The following is an 18,677-nucleotide window of genomic DNA, read 5'->3' as shown; positions in this document are numbered from 1 at the left end:
ATTTTTAACTGCCGCACTAAAATAGCGTGGGATGGGGCAGTTTTTTTAAAATAGTTGGGGAGTATATATGTTGCAGTACACAAGAAACATCAGAACTGCTCATCGTCCCGCAAATAACGCCACTGACCTTCAGGCAGATTGCCCAGCCTGACTTTGCCGATGCGAACGCGTTTTAAGCCCAGCACTTTCAATCCCACCATCTCGCACATACGGCGAATCTGGCGTTTTTTACCTTCGCGCAAAATGAATTTGAGCTGGTCTTCATTTTGCCAGGTGACTTTGGCTGGCAGTAACTTTTTGCCGTCGAGCGTCAGGCCAAAATTCAGCCGTCTTAACTCGGCATCAGGCAAGACGCCGGATTTGGTGTATTCCACGCGCACCAGATATTCTTTTTCGACGACGGTATCCTGACCGATCAAATGCTTGGCGACCCGACCATCCTGCGTCAATATCAACAGGCCGACGGAATCGATATCCAGGCGACCGGCTGGCACCAGGCTGCGCAGTTGGGTGGGGTGGAACTGGGTATCAACTGCGCATTCACTCCAGCGGTTTTCCGCCTTGATCAGGGCAACTGCAGGCGTGTAGCCGTCTTCGGCCTGACCGCTGACGTAACCGACCGGCTTGTTGATCAGGATCGTGACGCGCTTTGATTGTTCTGCCGCGGCTTGGCGCTCTACGGAAATTTTTTGTTCAGGAAAAACTTTGCTGCCCAGTTCGGACACGACTTTGCCGTCTACCCTGACCCAGCCACGGGCAATCCATTCGTCGGCTTCGCGGCGAGAGCAGATGCCTAATTCAGACATGCGTTTCGAGAGTCGTACCAGTTCAGTCATAAAAACAATCAATCAAATCAATAAAAAAGCGGATAAATACAAATTATCTGTGGAAAAAAATACAGGGGAAAATGCCGCTTAAATCCGCAATGCATCGAGTAACTCAGTTTCAAATTGCAACTGATTTTTGGCGCTTTGCAAAACCGCGCCATCGACCAGAAAAACGTCTTCTACGCGCTCGCCCAGGGTCATGATTTTTGCCGTATATAAATTGATTTTATACTTGGTCAGCACTGTGGCGATCGTGTAAAGCAGGCCGTTGCGATCATTCGCCGAAATTGACAGCAAAAAGTAGCGGCCTTTTTCATCGGGGCGCAAATCAACGCTGGGCACGATAGGGAAGGTGCGCGACATGCGCGAGACGCGACCGCGATTCGGTGCGGATAGCGGCGTCTGCTGGGTCAGCACTGCGGCCAGTTCATGTTCAATCAGCGTGATGATGTCGCGGTAATTATTCGCAAAAGCCGGTTCAATCACCAAAAAGGTGTCGAGCGCATAACCGCCTTTTGTCGTGTGAATTTTGGCATCCAGAATACTGAAATTTTTGCTGTCGAAATAATTGCAGATCCTGGCAAATAAATCCGCCTGATCAGGTACATATACGGTCACTTGCAGGCCTTCGCCTATCGGCGACAAGCGGCATTTGACGACCGGTGTCGGGCTCTGCATTTTGTCATGCAGCGACCTGGCCTGCCAGGCGATGTCCGAGGCATCATGCCGTAAAAAATACGCCATATCGAGCTGCTGCCATAGCGCTTCGTGCGCATCGGCGGGCAAACCATACAGACGCAGCGTTTTCAATGCATCTTCCTGGCGATTTTTGAGTTCGCGGTCCTTGGATGGCGCTTCTCCGCCCAATACGCGCAAGGTGATCCGGTATAAATCTTCCAGCAGTTTGCCTTTCCAGGCATTCCAGACTTTGGGACTGGTGCCGCGGATGTCGGACACTGTGAGCAGATACAGCGCGGTCAGGTGGCGCTCGTCCTTAACCAGTTTGGCAAATCCCTGCACTACATCGGGATCGGACAGATCTTGTTTTTGCGCGACTTGCGACATCGTTAAGTGATGCTGCACCAGGAAAATAATCAGATCGGAATTGGCTTTGGAAATGCCATGATCGAAGCAGAATTTCTTCGCATCGCTCATTCCCAGCACCGAATGATCGCCGCCACGACCCTTCGCGATATCATGAAACAGGGCCGCGATATACAAGATCCAATGCTGGTTAAAATTCGCCATCAACTGGCTGCAAAACGGATACTCATGCGCATGCTCCGTCATCGTGAAGCGCCGCAAATTACGCACTACCATCAGAATGTGCTGATCGACCGTATAGGCATGAAACAAATCATGTTGCATCTGCCCGATAATCCGGCGGAAATTGGGTAGATAACGACCCAGCACGCTCATCTGGTTCATGCGCCGCAAGGCGTGAGTAATGCCCTGCGGCGATTGCAAAATCTGCAGGAACATCGCACGATTAAAGATGTCGTGACGGAAACCGGCATCAATCGCAAAGCGCGCATGCCAGAGCGCACGCGTGGTGCGAGCCGTCATGCCTTTCAATTCAGGGTGCTGCGCCATCAGCAGGAAAATTTCCATAATCGTCGATGGCGCAGTCTGGAAGGTGTCGTCTTTGGCAATGTCGATCAATCCATTGACTTCATTGAAGCGTTCATTGATCGGTCGCGGTACAGATGGCTGCGGGAATAGATTTGCCTCGATATTCTGTAGCAGGATCGTGTTTAGCTGCGTGACCGTTTTAGCCGCCCAGTAATAGCGCTGCATCAAATGTTCGCTGGCGCGGCGCGACTCGGTCGTCTTGAAGCCGAAGGTTTCTGCGATTGCCGTCTGCACATCAAAAATCAAGCGGTCTTCGCGACGGCCTGCATGCATATGCAGGCGAATCCGGATGTCCTTAAAGGCCCGCTCGTTACGCTTTAGCTGGTGCGCTTCGGTCGGCGTCAGCAGGCCGCGTTCAGCCAGTTCGCGCCAGGAATTGCCGAGATTAGCCGCTTTGGCAACCCATAAAATCACCTGCAAATCACGCAGGCCGCCGGGACTTTCTTTGCAATTGGGTTCCAGGCTGTACGCCGTATCTTCGTACTTGGCATGACGTTGCTGCAATTCCAGCATTTTCTCTTGAAAGAATTGCTGGGGATTCATGTTCGCAGCGTAATCGGTCTGCATCTCGCGGAACAGTTTTCTGCTGCCCGTCACGAGGCGCGCTTCCAGCAAGCTGGTTTTTACCGTGACATCGGCTTTGGCTTCTTCCATGCACTCTTCGACCGTGCGTATACTGTGGCCGATGTCGAGACCGATATCCCAGAAAATTTGCACCAGCTGCTCCAGCTTGTCGCGCATGGGCTTGTCTGGATGCTCCGACAGCAGGATTAATACATCCACATCGGAATAGGGAAATAATTCGCCGCGACCATAGCCGCCGACTGCCACCAGGGAGGTGGTGGCGGGGAAGGCGAATTTTTTCCAGATATTGCTTAAAACCTGATCCACGTTGCGACACAGGTCGCGCAATAAGACTTCGGCTTTGTGATTTTCCCTGAAGGCGGCGATCACCGCCTGTTGAGCCGCTTTGAGTTCTTCTTTGAACTCAATCGCGGAGATACCGGCAACGACTGCTGCGCCTGTCATCATGCAGACGCGGCTTGTGCCTGGGCTGCCAAGATGAAATCCGGCGGCGGTGGAGAACCGGCTGACAGTGTCAGCACTTCATAACCGGTTTCCGTGACGAGTATGGTGTGCTCCCATTGCATTGACAGGCTGCGGTCTTTGGTCTTGATGGTCCAGCCATCGCCCATTTCGCGAATGTCGCGGCGACCGGCGTTGATCATAGGTTCGATCGTGAAGATCATGCCCGGGACCAGTTTTTCCAGGGTGCCTGGACGACCGTAATGCAATACTTGCGGCTCCTCGTGAAAGACTTTGCCTATGCCGTGGCCGCAGAATTCACGCACTACGCTATAGCCGGCTTTTTCCGCGTGCTGCTGGATGATGAAGCCGATATCGCCGAGATGATTGCCGGGTTTGACTTTAGAGATGCCCAGCCACATGCATTCATAGGTGATTTCGTTGAGGCGCTTTGCCAGAATCGATGGTTCGCCGACCAGGAACATGCGGCTATTGTCGCCGTGGTAGCCATTTTTGATAACGGTGATATCCAAATTGACGGCGTCGCCGCTTTTCAATACCTTGTCGCCAGGAATGCCATGGCAAATGACGTCATTGACCGATGTGCAAATCGCTTTTGGATAAGGTGTGTAGCCAGGCGGGCAATAATTCAGCGGCGCCGGAATAGTGCCTTGTACATTCAGCATGTATTCATGACACAATCTGTCGAGTTCTCCCGTGGTAACGCCGACTTTCACGAAAGGCGTGATGTAATCAAGCACTTCGGAGCCGAGACGGCCCGCAATACGCATTCCGGCGATGTCTTCTGGAGTTTTGATGGAAATAGATGTCATGCTGAGCCAAATGAAGTGATTTCTGATAGTACTCAATTATAGACGAGGCAAGTCCCACGTGCTGGCAGTTCATTTGATCCTTGAATCAAGTCGTCTTTTCGTAGTAGAATAGATGGTTGGCTTGGATGTGTTCTGAGTTAATGGCAGTAAATTATTAAATTTATATTGATTAATGCACGAATCTGCCCAACAAGGGTGTCTGAAAAATTTTCGGATCACTGGCTGGATTCAAGACCTAACCCTGGAGTTATTATGTCTGTAACAATGCGTGAAATGCTGGAAGCTGGCGTCCATTTCGGTCACCAAACCCGTTTTTGGAATCCAAAAATGGCACCGTTCATTTTCGGTCACCGCAACAAAATTCATATCGTCAACCTGGAAAAAACTCTGGGTATGTACCAAGAGGCGATGACGTACATCCGTCAATTGTCCGCTAACCGCGGCACAATTTTGCTGGTTGGCACTAAGCGTCAAGCCCGCGACATCATGGCTGCTGAGGCGCAACGCGCCGGCATGCCTTTCGTTGATCAGCGCTGGTTGGGCGGCATGCTGACTAACTTCAAAACTGTCAAAACATCGATCAAGCGTCTGAAAGACATGGAAGCTTCTGTTGAAGACGGTTCTGTAGAGAAATTGAGCAAAAAAGAAGCGTTGATGTTCCAGCGCGAAATCGTTAAATTGCAAAAAGCAATCGGCGGTATCAAGGATATGGGTGGTATTCCTGACGCAATTTTCGTGGTTGACGTTGGCTACCACAAAGGTGCGATCACTGAAGCCGCTAAATTGGGCATCCCGGTTATCGGCGTGGTTGATACCAATCACTCCCCGGAAGGCGTTACTTATGTCATTCCTGGCAATGATGACTCTTCCAAGGCGATTGCCCTGTACGCTCGTGGCGTAGCTGATGCAATTTTGGAAGGCCGTGCGAATGCAGTGAATGAAGTCTTGGAAGCGGTTAAGCCAAGTTCCGATGAATTCGTAGAAGTACAAGATCAGGCGTAATTGCAGGATACTTCGTTGAATTCACTGGCGTAAAGCAAGTAAAAGGGGGCAACAGTCGTTCGCCCCTTTTTTTAAATAAATTTTGATGACAGCGCCCATTTGGCGCTACTGATTAGGAGAAAAACATGGCGGCGATTACAGCAGCGATGGTAGGCGAATTACGTGCAAAGACAGATGCGCCGATGATGGAATGCAAAAAAGCACTGACAGAAGCTGAAGGCGATATGGACCGTGCGGAAGAGTTGCTGCGCGTTAAGTTGGGCAGCAAGGCATCCAAAGCGGCATCCCGCATCACAGCCGAAGGCGTTGTAGCAACGCATATCATCGGTAATGTCGGTGCGATGGTCGAAGTTAACTGCGAAACTGACTTCGTGACTAAGAACGATGATTTCATCGCTTTGGTGAATACATGTGCAAGATTGATTGCAGAGCACAATCCAGCCGACGTAGCTGCGTTGTCCGCATTGCCGCTCGAAGGCGGTACAGTTGAATCAGTGCGCGCTGCATTGATCGGTAAAATCGGCGAGAACATGTCTATCCGTCGTTTTGTGCGCTTCAACACAGAATCGAAACTGGCTGCTTACCTGCATGGCACACGTATCGGTGTGGTTGTCGATTTCAATGCTGCGGATGACCAGGTTGGTAAAGACGTAGCGATGCATATCGCGGCGATGAAGCCAGTTTCTTTGTCTGCTGACCAGGTGCCGGCGGATCTGATCGAAAAAGAGCGCTCTGTCGCCTCACAAAAAGCGGCTGAATCTGGCAAGCCTGCAGATATCGTTGCTAAAATGGTCGACGGTTCCGTACAGAAATTCTTGAAAGAGGTTTCCCTGTTGAATCAAACATTCGTTAAAAACGACAAACAAACGGTCGAACAGATGTTGAAAGCAGCCAATGCTTCCGTTAAATCTTTCACTATGTATGTAGTGGGTGAAGGCATAGAAAAGAAACAGGATGATTTCGCCGCAGAGGTGGCCGCGCAGGTCGCAGCAGCAAAACAGGCGTAAGCAAGTAAGCGGGCCGAAAGGCCCGTTTTTTTAAGTCTTGGCTTGTAGGAATGGCATTATTGGAATGGCATTACCGATGCGCCAATAATAAAAATATTGTTAAGCGCAAACCGCTATCAAGATTTTTTTCTTAAGTATTATTTATTGATCTCACATCCGAAGGAGTCCAGAACGTGACTAAACCAGCATACAAACGTGTCCTGTTAAAACTCTCTGGTGAGGCCTTGATGGGAGATGATCCCTTCGGCATTAATCGCGCGACGATAGAGCGCATGGTAGCCGACGTCGCCGAAGTGTCGCGCATGGGTGTGGAGCTGGCAATCGTTATCGGCGGTGGCAATATCTTCCGCGGTGTGGCGCCGGGAGCGCAAGGCATGGACAGGGCTACCGCTGACTATATGGGGATGCTGGCAACCGTCATGAATGCGCTGGCTTTGTCCGATGCAATGCGCCAGGTCGGTTTGACCTCGCGTGTCATGTCTGCTATCGCGATCGATCAGGTCGTCGAGCCTTATGTCCGCCCGAAAGCCCTGCAATATCTGGAAGAGGGCAAGGTGATCGTATTCGCCGCAGGTACCGGCAATCCGTTTTTTACGACGGATACCGCTGCCGCTCTGCGTGGTTCAGAGATCGGCGCAGAAATTGTTCTGAAGGCGACCAAGGTCGATGGCGTCTATACAGCGGATCCGAAGAAAGATCCACTGGCGACGCGTTACTCTACCATCTCTTTTGACGAGGCTATTTCGCGTCATTTGCAGGTCATGGATGCAACCGCATTTGCTCTGTGCCGCGATCAAAAATTACCCATCAAAGTATTTTCCATCGTCAAACCAGGTGCGTTGAGAAACGTGATCTTAGGTGCAGACGAAGGTACCCTGGTACACGTATAATTTCCCGTTTGGCACGACGCATTGGCGCTGCTAAATTGATAAGCTTGATGTTGAGGAGGACGGCATGACCGTTGCAGATGTAAAGAAAAATACCGAACAGAGAATGCAGAAGTCGATTGAGACGCTGAAATCTGATTTGTCCAAAGTCCGTACAGGGCGCGCGCATACCGGCATTCTGGACCACGTCCAGGTTGACTACTATGGTACGGCGACGCATATTACCCAGGTCGCTAACGTGACCCTGATCGATGCCCGTACGATAGGTGTGCAACCTTGGGAAAAGAAAATGATCTCGGCGATTGAAAAGGCCATTCGTGATGCGGACTTGGGCCTGAATCCCTCGACGCAGGGCGATATGATTCGCGTCCCGACACCTCCTTTGACTGAAGAGCGTCGCAAAGAGATGGTCAAACTGGTCAAAACCGAAGGTGAAGATGCGAAAATCGCGATTCGCAACATTCGTCGTGACGCTAATGAATCCCTGAAAAAGCTGTTGAAAGATAAAGCTTGCTCCGAGGATGACGAACGCCGTGCGCAAGACGATGTACAGAAATTGACGGATAAATTCGTCAGTGAAGTAGATAAACTGCTTGCTGAAAAAGAAAAAGAAGTGCTGACCGTATAGATTGGTCAGTAGTTTCTTGCTCTGATCCACATGGAGTTGAATATTCCGGATGTCATGTGGGTAAGAATTATTTCATTCTGGATATACATGGCTCATCACAGTTCCACAAAAGCAATTCCTGCTATCAGTAATGTACCCAAGCACATTGCCATCATTATGGATGGCAATGGCCGCTGGGCGACTAAACGTTTTTTGCCGCGGGTCGCTGGACACATTAAAGGGGTAGAAGCTGTCAGGGGAATCGTTGAGGCTTGTATCAACCGGGGCGTTGATTATCTGACCTTGTTTGCCTTTAGTTCAGAAAATTGGCGTCGTCCCGCGGATGAAGTCTCTTTACTGATGCGCTTGTTTGTAACCGCGCTTGAAAAAGAGGTTGCCAAAATGCATGCTAACAATATCCGTTTGAAGGTTGTCGGCGATCTGACGCGTTTTGATGCGCCATTGCAGAAGATGATACAAGTGGCAGAGGCAAAAACAGCCGGCAACTCCGGCTTGACCGTTACTATCTGCGCAAACTACGGCGGTCGTTGGGATGTGGTGCAGGCGTTTAACCGTCTGGTGGCAGAAACGCAAATGACGGCACCCATTGATGAGGATCAATTAGCGCCGTATTTGTCGATGGCCTATGCGCCGGAACCGGATTTATTTATCCGCACTGGCGGCGAAACCAGGATCTCGAATTTTTTACTTTGGCAGTTGGCATATAGCGAACTGTATTTCACCGATACCTACTGGCCTGATTTCGATGCTTCAGCGCTAGATACGGCGATCACTTCCTATCAAACAAGAGAACGTAGATTTGGCCGGACCAGTGCACAATTGGCAGGACAAACATCGTCATAGCTCTCAGGCAAATTAATGCTTAAAACTCGTGTCATCACGGCGCTTCTACTCTTGGCAGTGTTATTGCCTATCCTGTATGCAGGAAATTTCGTCGCGTTCGCGATTGTGTCCACACTATTTTTTGCTGCGGCAATGTGGGAAAACCAGCGGCTATTTGGAAAACCCGCGCCCATCGTGTTAGCTGGCATTTGGACTGTATTGTTTGCTGGCATCATCTTCACTCAAGTCGCTTTTTCGCAATTAATATTATTCGCTTTGTGTACCGCGTTCTGGATTGCGAAGCTGGTGCCATCGCTTGCGTTTGGCCTGCCGGCACCGAATAATCGTATTGGAAATGCGTTGGTCAGCGGTATGTACAGCGCCTCTATTTTTGCTTGTTTCATCGCAATCACCAGCTTGTTTAATCACTCCCCTCAATTTTTATTGTCTGCGATGGCCGTTGTCTGGGTCGCGGATATTGGGGCTTATTTTTCCGGTAAGGCGTTTGGTAAGCATAAGCTGGCACCAGGCATCTCTCCGGGAAAATCCTGGGAAGGGGCAATCGGTGGCTGGATTGCCGTGCTGGTGATAGGATTGGCTGCTACTCAAGTCTCGTGGTTGGCCGATACCTTGCCTGCGAAAACCTTCTCTGCTTTCGGCTGGATAGGATTTGCGGGATTGATGACTTTATTGACTGCCGGCAGCGTCGTCGGCGATTTATTCGAATCTTCATTGAAGCGTCGTGCCGGAGTGAAAGATAGCAGCGCTTTACTGCCCGGTCATGGCGGCGTATTGGATCGTATCGATGCGCTGATCCCTGTGCTGCCGCTCGCCGCTTTGCTAGATATGTGGTTTAAATAATGTCATCTGTTCAGAATATTTGCGTTCTTGGCTCGACCGGTTCCATCGGCGTTTCTACTTTGGATGTGATCGCCCGGCATGCGGATCGGTATCGTGTTTTTGCCTTAACTGCGCATAGTCAGGTAAGTAAGCTGGCTCAGCAATGCGAGCAATTCAAACCGCAAGTGGCGGTAGTCGGCTCGGCAGGCGCGGCGACTGAATTGCAGATACTGCTCACGGAAAAAAAATTAACGACGCAAGTGATGTACGGCCCGCAAGCCTTATGTGATGTCGCATCCGCCAATGAATGTGATACGGTGATGGCGGCGATTGTCGGTGCCGCCGGTTTGCCGGCTTCACTTGCAGCGGCAAAGGCGGGTAAAAAGGTGTTGCTCGCAAATAAAGAGGCGCTGGTCATGTCGGGCCAACTTTTTATTAATGCGATCAAGGCGAGTGGGGCGGCGTTGCTGCCTATCGACAGTGAGCATAATGCGATTTTCCAATGCTTGCCGTCGCACTATGACAGGCTGCCGCAAGCTCACGGCATTCGTAAAATTACCCTCACAGCATCCGGCGGACCGTTCCTGAATCGGAGTTTGGAATCCTTATCGGATGTGACGCCCGATGAAGCAGTTGCGCACCCTAATTGGGTCATGGGCCGGAAAATCTCCATCGACTCTGCAACGATGATGAACAAGGGCCTGGAAGTCATCGAGGCGCATTGGTTATTCGCTACGCCTGCGGAGCAGATCGATGTGTTGATCCACCCGCAAAGTGTGATTCATTCTATGGTCTCGTATGAAGACGGTTCCGTACTTGCGCAGCTTGGCAATCCCGATATGCGCACACCGATTGCGTATGGCTTGGCTTATCCTGAGCGAATTAACTCTGGCGTTGCGCCATTGGATCTGGTGAAAGTCGCAAAATTGAATTTTGAAGCACCGGATTTTTCACGTTTTCCTTGCCTTGCGCTGGCGTATGCAGCTTTGCGGGCAGGGCAAACAGCCTCGATTATTCTGAATGCGAGCAATGAAATTGCCGTGCAAGCTTTTTTAGACGGCAAAATCGGTTTCAGGATGATTGATCAGATCATTGCCCGCGCCATGGATAAAATCGCTTTGTCTGCTGCCCAGGATATGGAAAGTATTCTGGAATGCGATAAAGCGACGCGCGCCATTACCTCCGCGCTGATTGCCTCATGAGCCAGTTGCCGACTTTATTACAAACCTTGTTGGCCTTTGGCTTTGCTTTGGGTCTGCTGGTGATTATTCACGAGCTCGGACACTATGCAGTCGCGCGTTTATGCGGTGTCAAAGTACTGCGGTTTTCAGTCGGTATGGGTAAAGTTATTTACTCAAGGCGACTAGGTGCGGATCAAACCGAGTGGGCGATATCGATTTTACCTCTCGGTGGTTACGTCAAGATGCTGGACGCCAGAGAGCAGGATCTGAGTTCCTTGTCCGAACAAGACTTAAAGCGGGAGTTTGGCCGTCAATCCGTCTGGAAGCGTATCGTCATTGTCGCCGCTGGCCCTGTTGCAAATTTTTTATTGGCGATTTTGCTGTTTACCGGACTCTACGTTCATGGCGTATCAGAACCGGTCAGTAAAATCCGGGTTCCTTCAAGCCATTCGCAAGCTTATGAAGCAGGGTTGCGTCATGGCGATGTGATCGTCAGTGTGAACGGCCAGGCAATCCAGACATTTTCAGAATTGCGTTGGAAATTATTACAATTGGGCTTAGAAAAAACGAATGCCCAAATCGGTGTTAAGCGAGCCAATTTTGATAATAGCGCTCTGCTTGATCAGCGGGTATTTGACCTGCCCTTATCCCAGCTTTCAAATAAAGACCTGGAGACCGATTTCTTAGCCAAGCTCGGATTTTCAGTTGCACGACCCGCCGCTATTTTAAGCGCCGTTGTCGCAGACGGCCCGGCGATGCGGGCAGGGTTGCAGGCGCAGGATCAGATACTTGAAATCGATGGTAAGCCATTGTTGGATGGATTGGAGTTGACTGAGATTGTCAATGCGTCAGCGAATAAACGTCTACATCTGTTGGCCAAGCGCGGTGAACGAATTTTTGAACTCGATGTCACACCAGAGTCCGAAATGCTGAATGGTCAAGCGATAGGGCGTATCAAGGTCCAAATGATGCTCGCGCCAGAGATGGTGCAAGTCGAAAGTTCGGTGCCGGATGCGCTTGTCAAGGGCAGTAAAAAAACTTGGGATACCAGCATACTGACTTTTAAAATGCTGGGAAAAATGTTAACTGGCGATGTTTCTTTAAAGAACATCACAGGCCCAATTACGATAGCTGATTATGCAGGACAAACATCGCGCGCTAGTTTGGTCAGCTATTTAAGTTTCATTGCCTTGATCAGTATTAGCCTTGGTGTAATGAATTTGCTCCCCATTCCTGTGTTGGATGGAGGACATTTGTTGTATTATTCGCTGGAAGTTTTGACAGGGAAACCTGTATCAGAGCGCTTCGGTGAGATAGCACACCGCGCAGGAGTGGCCTTATTGATGGCCTTGATGGCGGTGGCTTTTTTTAATGACATTACAAGACTGATGTCATAATGCGCAGTTCAAGCAAACTATGCTGCTGGTTGCCGATCTTTCCGGTAGAAATTTGAGATTAAATAACACCCAATGAAATTACATATCGAGCACCTTACTTTGTCAAATTCTTTACCTACTTTACGACGCCATGCAGTGGCATTAGCTGCTTTGGCCCTGTGTTCAGGAAGTGCGATGGCGATTGAGCCATTTACCGTTAAAGATATCCGCGTCGAGGGAATTCAAAGAACTGAAGCTGGGACCGTATTTACTTATTTACCGGTTCGCGTGGGTGAGGTGTTTGATGATGCGAAAAGTGTGACCGCGATCAAATCCTTATATGCAACGGGCTTTTTTAAAGACGTCCAGATCGAGGTGCAAAACGGTGTATTGGTGGTGTTGCTCGAAGAGCGTCCATCAATCGCGAGTGTTGATTTTACCGGTACCAAAGAATTTGAAAAAGATGCCTTGATCAAGGCTTTGAAGGACATCGGCGTCGGTGAAGCAAAAATTTTTGATAAAGCGACCGTTGACCGCGCCGAACAGGAGCTGAAGCGCCAATATCTGTCAAAAGGCTTATATGGTGTAAAAATCACCACGACGATCACACCTATCGAGCGTAATCGTGTCAACGTGACGTTCGCCGTCGAAGAAGGCGAGATTGCCCGTATCGCGCAGATTAACCTGGTCGGCAATAAAGCTTTTTCTGACAGCGAATTGCGTGAATTACTCGCCTTGACGACACCCGGCTGGTTTAGCTGGTACACCAAAGCGGACCAATATTCGAAGCAAAAATTATCCGGTGATATTGAGACCTTGCGCTCTTTTTATCAGAATCGTGGCTATCTTGAGATGCAAATTGAATCCACACAGATTTCAATTACGCCGGATAAAAAAGATATTTACATCACGATCAATATTATCGAAGGCGATAAATATACGGTCTCCGATATCAAGCTGGAAGGTGAAACCTTAGGCCGTGAAGAGGAACTGAAATCCTTACTGCTATTGAAGAAGAACGATATCTACAATGCGGCGCGTTTAACCGAGAGCACCAAGCGTATTTCTGAACGCATGGGCAATTTTGGCTACGCGTTCGCTAACGTCAATGCAAATCCATTACTGGATAAAGAAAAGAAGGAAGTAGCCTTTACCATTTTCGTCGATCCGGGCAAGCGCGTATATGTACGCCGCATCAATCTCGCGGGTAATACGCGTACCAGGGATGAAGTTATCCGCCGCGAATTCCGGCAGTTTGAGGGATCTTGGTATGACGGCGAGAAAATCAAAATTTCACGCGATCGCGTAGATCGCCTTGGCTACTTCAAGGATGTCAATCTCGAGACTCCGGAAGTCCCGACCAGCGTTGATCAGGTGGATGTCAATTTGACGATTACCGAAAAGCCTACAGGCAATATCTTACTGGGTGCCGGTTATTCCAACGCGGAGAAATTGACCTTGACCGGCTCAATTCAGCAGGCAAATGCCTTCGGTAGCGGCGACACCATCGGTCTGGATATCAATACCAGCCGACAAAACCGCACGATAGCTTTTTCTCACACGGATCCTTATTTTACCGACGATGGCGTCAGTCGTAGCTTCGACTTGTATTTGCGGACGACTCGCCCGATTATCGGCAGTTATGGCGATTACAAAATCCAGACTACCGGCGGCAATATCCGCTTTGGTGTGCCATTCTCAGAGGTTGATACTGTATTTTTTGGACTGGGATTTGAGCGTACTAATGTGCAAACTATTGATGCTTTGAGTCCAGGTCGTTATAAGCAATATGTGGCTGATTATGGAAATGGAAATAAAGACAAGACCTCTGCCTCATATGGTATAGGTAATGCAATCACCAATTCTTTCCCATTGACGGCAGCATGGCAAAGGGATAGCCGCGATAGCGCTTTAACCCCATCGATTGGCCAATATAAACGCGCCAACCTTGAATTGGCCGCGATCGGTAACTTCAAATACTATCGCGCGATTTATAATCAGCAATATTTTACGCCGGTCTACCGCTCCATCGTGTTAGCGATGAACGGTGAGATTGATTACGGTCATGGACTGGGCGGCAAACCTTATCCATTGTTTAAAAATTTCTATGCCGGCGGTATTGGTTCAGTGCGTGGCTATGAACCTTCATCTCTGGGGAGCAGGGATGCAAATGGCGACGCGCTCGGTGGTGCAACTAGGTTATTGGCTAATATAGAATTACAATTACCATTCCCCGGTGCCGATAAGTCTTTAAGATGGTTCACTTTCTTTGACGCGGGGAATGTGTTTGACGAAGGTCAAAAAATACGTGTCAGTGATCTGAGATATTCTGCCGGTATGGGTATTAGCTGGATTTCTCCGGTAGGTCCGTTAAAATTGAGTATTGGCCGGGCCTTGAATGCAAAGCCTGAGGATAAAAAACAAGGCTTCCAGTTCCAGTTGGGTACCGGCTTCTAAACGTAACGCATGTTTTTCTGCATCGGTTCTAATTTGTTTTAGTTTGTTTTTCGGAGAATATTTTGAGTCAACTTACTACCCCGTCCAAATTGTTGCAACGCCTGATGGTTTGTGCGGCTTGTTTTGTCAGCGTTGCTCAAGTTCATGCACAGGATTCGAAAGTCGCGATTTTCGATTCTCAGCGAGTCATGCGAGAATCCGGCCCTGCTAAAGCGGCAGAAGAGAAGATCAAGCAGGAATTCTCCAAGCGCGGCAAGGAATTAGACGATTTCGGTGCGAAGATCAAGGCATTGGCCGAAAAATTAGAAAAAGATGCACCGGTTATTTCTGAATCCGACCGTATCAAGCGGCAACGCGAGTTGGCCGACCTGGACCAGGATTTCAAACGCAAGCAACGTATCTTCAACGAAGATCTGAACCAGCGTAAAAATGAAGAGATCGCTGCTTTGGTCGATCGCGCCGTCAAGGCCGTGAAACAAATCGCCGAGGCGGAAAAATACGATATCGTATTGCAAGACGCTGTGTACTTTAATCCGCGTGTGGATATTACAGACAAGGTACTCAAAGCCTTATCCAAATAAACAATGACCACCATTAGCATTCGGCTGGGGGAATTGGTCGATCGCTTCGGTGGTCAATTAATTGGATCTCCCGATCTGGCCGTGACGGGCATCGCTCCTCTTAGCGATGCCGGGCCGGATCAATTAAGCTTTCTTTCAAATTCAAAACTGCGCGGGCAGGTGGCTTTGTCCAAGGCTGCCGCCCTCATCGTGTCGAATCAGGATCATGCGGGCTTGATCGATTCCTATCCTGGCGCTTTCATCCTTGTAGATAATCCTTACGTTCATTTTGCCCGTGTAGCCCAATATTTCGCCAGCTTGCATGCGGTTGCGCCTGCGAAGGGAATACACCCTAGTGCATCGGTCAGTCCCCATGCACATGTCGATGCGAGCGCCTCGATTGGTCCTCATGTGACGATTGAGGCCGAAGCCGTGGTGGGGCCGCATAGCGTGATTGGCGCCGGTTGTTTTCTCGGTCGCGGTGTCAGTATTGAAGCGGATAGCTTGATTCATCCTAATGTCACTATTTACGATTATTGTAGTGTCGGATCGCGCGTCATTATTCACTCGGGAGCGGTGATCGGGGCGGATGGCTTCGGCTTTGCGAACGAACGTGGCAACTGGATAAAAATCCCGCAGACGGGCCGTGTTCTGATCGGTAATGATGTGGAAATCGGCGCCAATACCAGCATAGATCGCGGCGCTCTGGCGGATACGATCATCGAGGACGGTGTCAAGCTCGATAACCAGATCCAGATTGGTCATAATTGCCATATTGGTGCGCATACGGCGATGGCAGGTTGCGTCGGTGTCGCGGGCAGTGCCAAGATCGGAAAGCACTGTACATTTGGCGGGGCCGCCATGGTATTGGGACATTTGAGCATTGTGGATAATGTTCATATTTCATCGGGCAGCATGGTGACCCGTTCGATTCTGGAACCCGGTCAGTACACCGGTTTTTATCCTTTGGCAAAAAATGCCGATTGGGAAAAAACCGCCTCTATCGTGCGCAATTTAAGTAGCATGCGCGAAAAAATTCGACAGTTAGAAAAAATAATTAAATCGCTTACAGAGAAATCATGATGAATACCCTCGATATCAATCAAATCAAGCAATACCTCCCGCACCGTTATCCTATGTTGTTAGTGGATCGTGTGCTGGATTGGGAAAGCGGTAAGCGCATTACGGCGATCAAGAACGTGACTGCCAATGAAGAGTTTTTCAATGGACACTTCCCGAACAAACCAGTCATGCCAGGCGTATTGATGATAGAAGCGATGGCGCAAACTGCCGCGATCCTGTCTTTCCTGACCATGGATCAAAAACCCGATGAAAACACCATTGTGTATTTTCTCGGGATCGACGGCGCGCGTTTTAAGCGCCCGGTCGAGCCTGGCGATCAATTAAAAATTGAAGTTGAAATTTTGCGGATTGCCCGCGGTATCTGGAAATATCAAGCCAAGGCGACGGTCGATGGTCAATTGGCAGTTGAAGGCGAATTGATGTGCACGTTGCGCTCGGCAACGGATGCAACAACGGCGGCATAAAATGCTTGTCCATTCAACCGCACTGATTGACCCTCATGCTCAACTCGACAGTAGCGTTGAGGTCGGTGCTTATTCTATTATTGGACCCAATGTCAAGATTGGTGCCGGTACCAAAGTCGGTCCGCATGTCGTGATTGATGGTCATACCACGATAGGCCAAGACAATCATTTCCACGCTTACTCATCGATAGGCGGGCCGCCTCAGGATAAAAAATACGCTGGCGAAGTCACTTATCTGGAAATCGGCGATAGAAATCTGATTCGTGAGTTTTGCACCTTCAATTGCGGCACCGTTCAGGATCGCGGCATTACGCGGATTGGCAGCGATAACTGGTTTCTTGCCTATGTGCACATTGCTCATGACTGCACGGTCGGTAATCACACGATCTTTTCCAACAACGCGGCGCTGGCAGGGCATGTAGAAGTCGGTGATTGGGTTATCATGAGCGGCTTCTCCGCCGTGCATCAATTTTGCAAAATCGGCCCACACGCTTTCGTCGGCATGAATACCAGCCTGACCCAGGACGTACCGCCATTCGTTCTGCTGTCCGGCAATCCGGCGCAAGCGCACGGCGTTAATCTTGAAGGCTTGAAGCGCCGTGGTTTCAACCGAGAGCAATTAAATGCGATCCGTCAGTCATACAAACTGATTTATAAATCCGGCCTGACGCTGGAAGAAGCGAAATCCGCCCTCGATCAGCAACAAGAGGGCATGGCGGCTGACGCGGCTCAACAGGTCAAATCGATGCGCGATTTTCTCGATGCATCTACACGCGGCATCGTCCGCTAAATCCTGCACGTGTCGAATCGCCCCATCATCGCTATGGTCGCTGGAGAAACCTCCGGCGATATGCTGGCTAACCGCATGCTGTCCGGTCTGCGTCCCAAACTTCCCGATGCCTTAATGCATGGGATTGGCGGTCCGAGGATGGCGGAATACGGCTTCGTCAACGATTGGCCCATGGACAAGCTCTCAGTGCGTGGCTTGTTTGAGGTGCTGGCGCATTATCGCGAGATCAGTGGCATACGCAAGCAATTGCGCGAGCAGTTATTGCTTGAAAAGCCGGATGTCTTCATCGGCGTTGATGCCCCGGATTTCAATCTCGACCTGGAGATACAGCTAAAACAGGCGGGCATCCCGACCATGCACTACATCAGTCCCTCGATCTGGGCCTGGCGCGGCGGGCGCATCAAAAAAATCGCCGAAGCCGTCTCGCACATGCTGGTCGTATTTCCATTTGAAGAGCAGATTTACCGCGATGCCGGCATTCCCGCTACGTATGTCGGACATCCGCTCGCCCAGGTGATTCCTTTAGAGATCGATGTCGCTGCGGCGCGCGATGAATTGGGGTTTCCCCGCGATGCGAGGATTGTGACGATACTTCCAGGCAGTCGCATTTCCGAAATCAAATACAACGCCGCAACGTTTATATCTGCTGCGAAGATACTTTGTGAGCGCGATCCGCAACTGCAGATCGTGGTGCCGATGGCCGGCTCCAAGCAGCGCAGCTACTACATCAAACTGGTAGTCCAGGCCAAACTGGAGGGCGTGCCGGTCTTATTGATCGACGGTAAATCGCATCTGGCGATTGCTGCAGCCGATGCCGTATTGGTGGCGTCAGGTACCGCGTCGTTAGAGGTCGCGCTATTCAAAAAGCCGATGGTTATTGCCTATAAGATGATGGAAGCCTCATGGCAGATTTTGCGCCACATGGGCTACCAGCCCTGGATCGGCCTGCCGAATATCCTGGAGCGTGAATTCGTCGTGCCGGAGTTTTTGCAAAGTGCCGCTACCCCTGAGACTTTGGCGGATGCCTTGTGGAAGCAACTCAATGACGCTAGTTTGTGCGATCGCCTGAAGCAGCGCTTTACCGATATGCATCACACGCTGTTACGCGATACCGCCGAATTGTCCGCCAATGCCGTGCTGGACCTGATCGCCCGCAGCAAAGGCAGCTAGTCCGATCTTGCCAAGCCGAGATAGCTGACATATCGGCATTCTGCCATCAGCCATAAATTGGACTATGCTAGCGCTTGTGGCTCCGTTCATCA

The 18,677-nt window shown here is 50.1% G+C and carries 17 protein-coding genes; 14 read left to right on the top strand and 3 right to left on the bottom strand.

The genetic code is table 11. The annotated features are described in order from the left end of the window. Window positions 1-89: 89 nt before the first annotated feature. The 3 genes from LPB67_RS07495 to map all read right to left on the bottom strand — a co-directional run bounded on the left by LPB67_RS07495 (window position 90) and on the right by map (window position 4,318). The gene (locus LPB67_RS07495; RefSeq protein ID WP_262836496.1) at window positions 90-836 is read right to left on the bottom strand and encodes a pseudouridine synthase; all 747 of its coding nucleotides are present in this window, start codon (window positions 834-836) and stop codon (window positions 90-92) included. 78 nt (window positions 837-914) lie between these two features. Continuing rightward, window positions 915-3,488 (bottom strand): [protein-PII] uridylyltransferase, encoded by a 2,574-nt coding sequence (locus LPB67_RS07490; protein ID WP_262836495.1) that lies wholly within the window; start codon window positions 3,486-3,488, stop codon window positions 915-917. Continuing rightward, window positions 3,488-4,318, bottom strand: a complete 831-nt coding sequence (gene map / locus LPB67_RS07485) for a type I methionyl aminopeptidase (protein ID WP_262836494.1) — start codon at window positions 4,316-4,318, stop codon at window positions 3,488-3,490. The genes LPB67_RS07490 and map overlap by 1 nt, the downstream gene beginning before the upstream one ends. A 252-nt stretch (window positions 4,319-4,570) precedes the next feature. Here map and rpsB point away from each other — a divergent pair, with 252 nt between their 5' ends. From rpsB to lpxB, 14 genes are all read left to right on the top strand, one after another. Then, window positions 4,571-5,320 carry a 30S ribosomal protein S2 gene (gene rpsB / locus LPB67_RS07480; RefSeq protein WP_262836493.1) on the top strand — a complete coding sequence of 250 codons (750 nt, stop codon included), beginning with the start codon at window positions 4,571-4,573 and terminating at the stop codon, window positions 5,318-5,320. A 125-nt stretch (window positions 5,321-5,445) separates the two neighbouring features. Continuing rightward, window positions 5,446-6,327: a translation elongation factor Ts gene (tsf, locus tag LPB67_RS07475; RefSeq protein ID WP_262836492.1), complete on the top strand. Its 882-nt coding sequence runs from the start codon at window positions 5,446-5,448 to the stop codon at window positions 6,325-6,327. Between the two features lie 173 nt (window positions 6,328-6,500). Next, window positions 6,501-7,217, top strand: coding sequence for a UMP kinase (gene pyrH, locus LPB67_RS07470; protein ID WP_262836491.1), 717 nt, complete (start codon window positions 6,501-6,503; stop codon window positions 7,215-7,217). Window positions 7,218-7,281: 64 nt separating this feature from the next. Then, a complete protein-coding gene (gene frr / locus LPB67_RS07465) occupies window positions 7,282-7,842 on the top strand; it encodes a ribosome recycling factor (protein WP_262836490.1) in 561 nt (186 codons plus the stop codon). Window positions 7,843-7,929: 87 nt separating this feature from the next. Then, window positions 7,930-8,685, top strand: coding sequence for a polyprenyl diphosphate synthase (gene uppS, locus LPB67_RS07460; protein WP_262836841.1), 756 nt, complete (start codon window positions 7,930-7,932; stop codon window positions 8,683-8,685). Between the two features lie 15 nt (window positions 8,686-8,700). Then, complete coding sequence (locus tag LPB67_RS07455) at window positions 8,701-9,525, top strand: phosphatidate cytidylyltransferase (RefSeq protein WP_262836489.1); 825 nt, start codon at window positions 8,701-8,703, stop codon at window positions 9,523-9,525. Next, entirely contained in the window at window positions 9,525-10,706 is a 1,182-nt protein-coding gene (gene ispC / locus LPB67_RS07450) for a 1-deoxy-D-xylulose-5-phosphate reductoisomerase (protein ID WP_262836488.1), read from the top strand. Before LPB67_RS07455 ends, ispC begins: the two co-directional genes overlap by 1 nt. Then, complete coding sequence (gene rseP / locus LPB67_RS07445) at window positions 10,703-12,082, top strand: RIP metalloprotease RseP (RefSeq protein ID WP_262836487.1); 1,380 nt, start codon at window positions 10,703-10,705, stop codon at window positions 12,080-12,082. Before ispC ends, rseP begins: the two co-directional genes overlap by 4 nt. Before the next feature lie 72 nt (window positions 12,083-12,154). Beyond that, window positions 12,155-14,518: an outer membrane protein assembly factor BamA gene (bamA, locus tag LPB67_RS07440; RefSeq protein WP_262836486.1), complete on the top strand. Its 2,364-nt coding sequence runs from the start codon at window positions 12,155-12,157 to the stop codon at window positions 14,516-14,518. Window positions 14,519-14,622: 104 nt separating this feature from the next. Then, the gene (locus tag LPB67_RS07435) at window positions 14,623-15,099 is read left to right on the top strand and encodes an OmpH family outer membrane protein (RefSeq protein ID WP_262836840.1); all 477 of its coding nucleotides are present in this window, start codon (window positions 14,623-14,625) and stop codon (window positions 15,097-15,099) included. 12 nt (window positions 15,100-15,111) lie between these two features. Further along, on the top strand, window positions 15,112-16,161 hold the full coding sequence (gene lpxD, locus LPB67_RS07430; protein ID WP_262836839.1) for a UDP-3-O-(3-hydroxymyristoyl)glucosamine N-acyltransferase: 1,050 nt from the start codon (window positions 15,112-15,114) through the stop codon (window positions 16,159-16,161). After that, window positions 16,161-16,625 (top strand): 3-hydroxyacyl-ACP dehydratase FabZ, encoded by a 465-nt coding sequence (gene fabZ, locus LPB67_RS07425; RefSeq protein WP_262836485.1) that lies wholly within the window; start codon window positions 16,161-16,163, stop codon window positions 16,623-16,625. Before lpxD ends, fabZ begins: the two co-directional genes overlap by 1 nt. Before the next feature lies 1 nt (window position 16,626). Further along, complete coding sequence (lpxA, locus tag LPB67_RS07420; RefSeq protein ID WP_262836484.1) at window positions 16,627-17,415, top strand: acyl-ACP--UDP-N-acetylglucosamine O-acyltransferase; 789 nt, start codon at window positions 16,627-16,629, stop codon at window positions 17,413-17,415. Then, the gene (gene lpxB / locus LPB67_RS07415; RefSeq protein ID WP_410482719.1) at window positions 17,416-18,585 is read left to right on the top strand and encodes a lipid-A-disaccharide synthase; all 1,170 of its coding nucleotides are present in this window, start codon (window positions 17,416-17,418) and stop codon (window positions 18,583-18,585) included. Window positions 18,586-18,677: the final 92 nt, after the last annotated feature.

The organism is Undibacterium sp. Jales W-56, from assembly GCF_025548535.1.
Lineage (GTDB): Bacteria > Pseudomonadota > Gammaproteobacteria > Burkholderiales > Burkholderiaceae_D > Undibacterium.
This window is presented reverse-complemented; position numbering and strand designations above follow the sequence as displayed.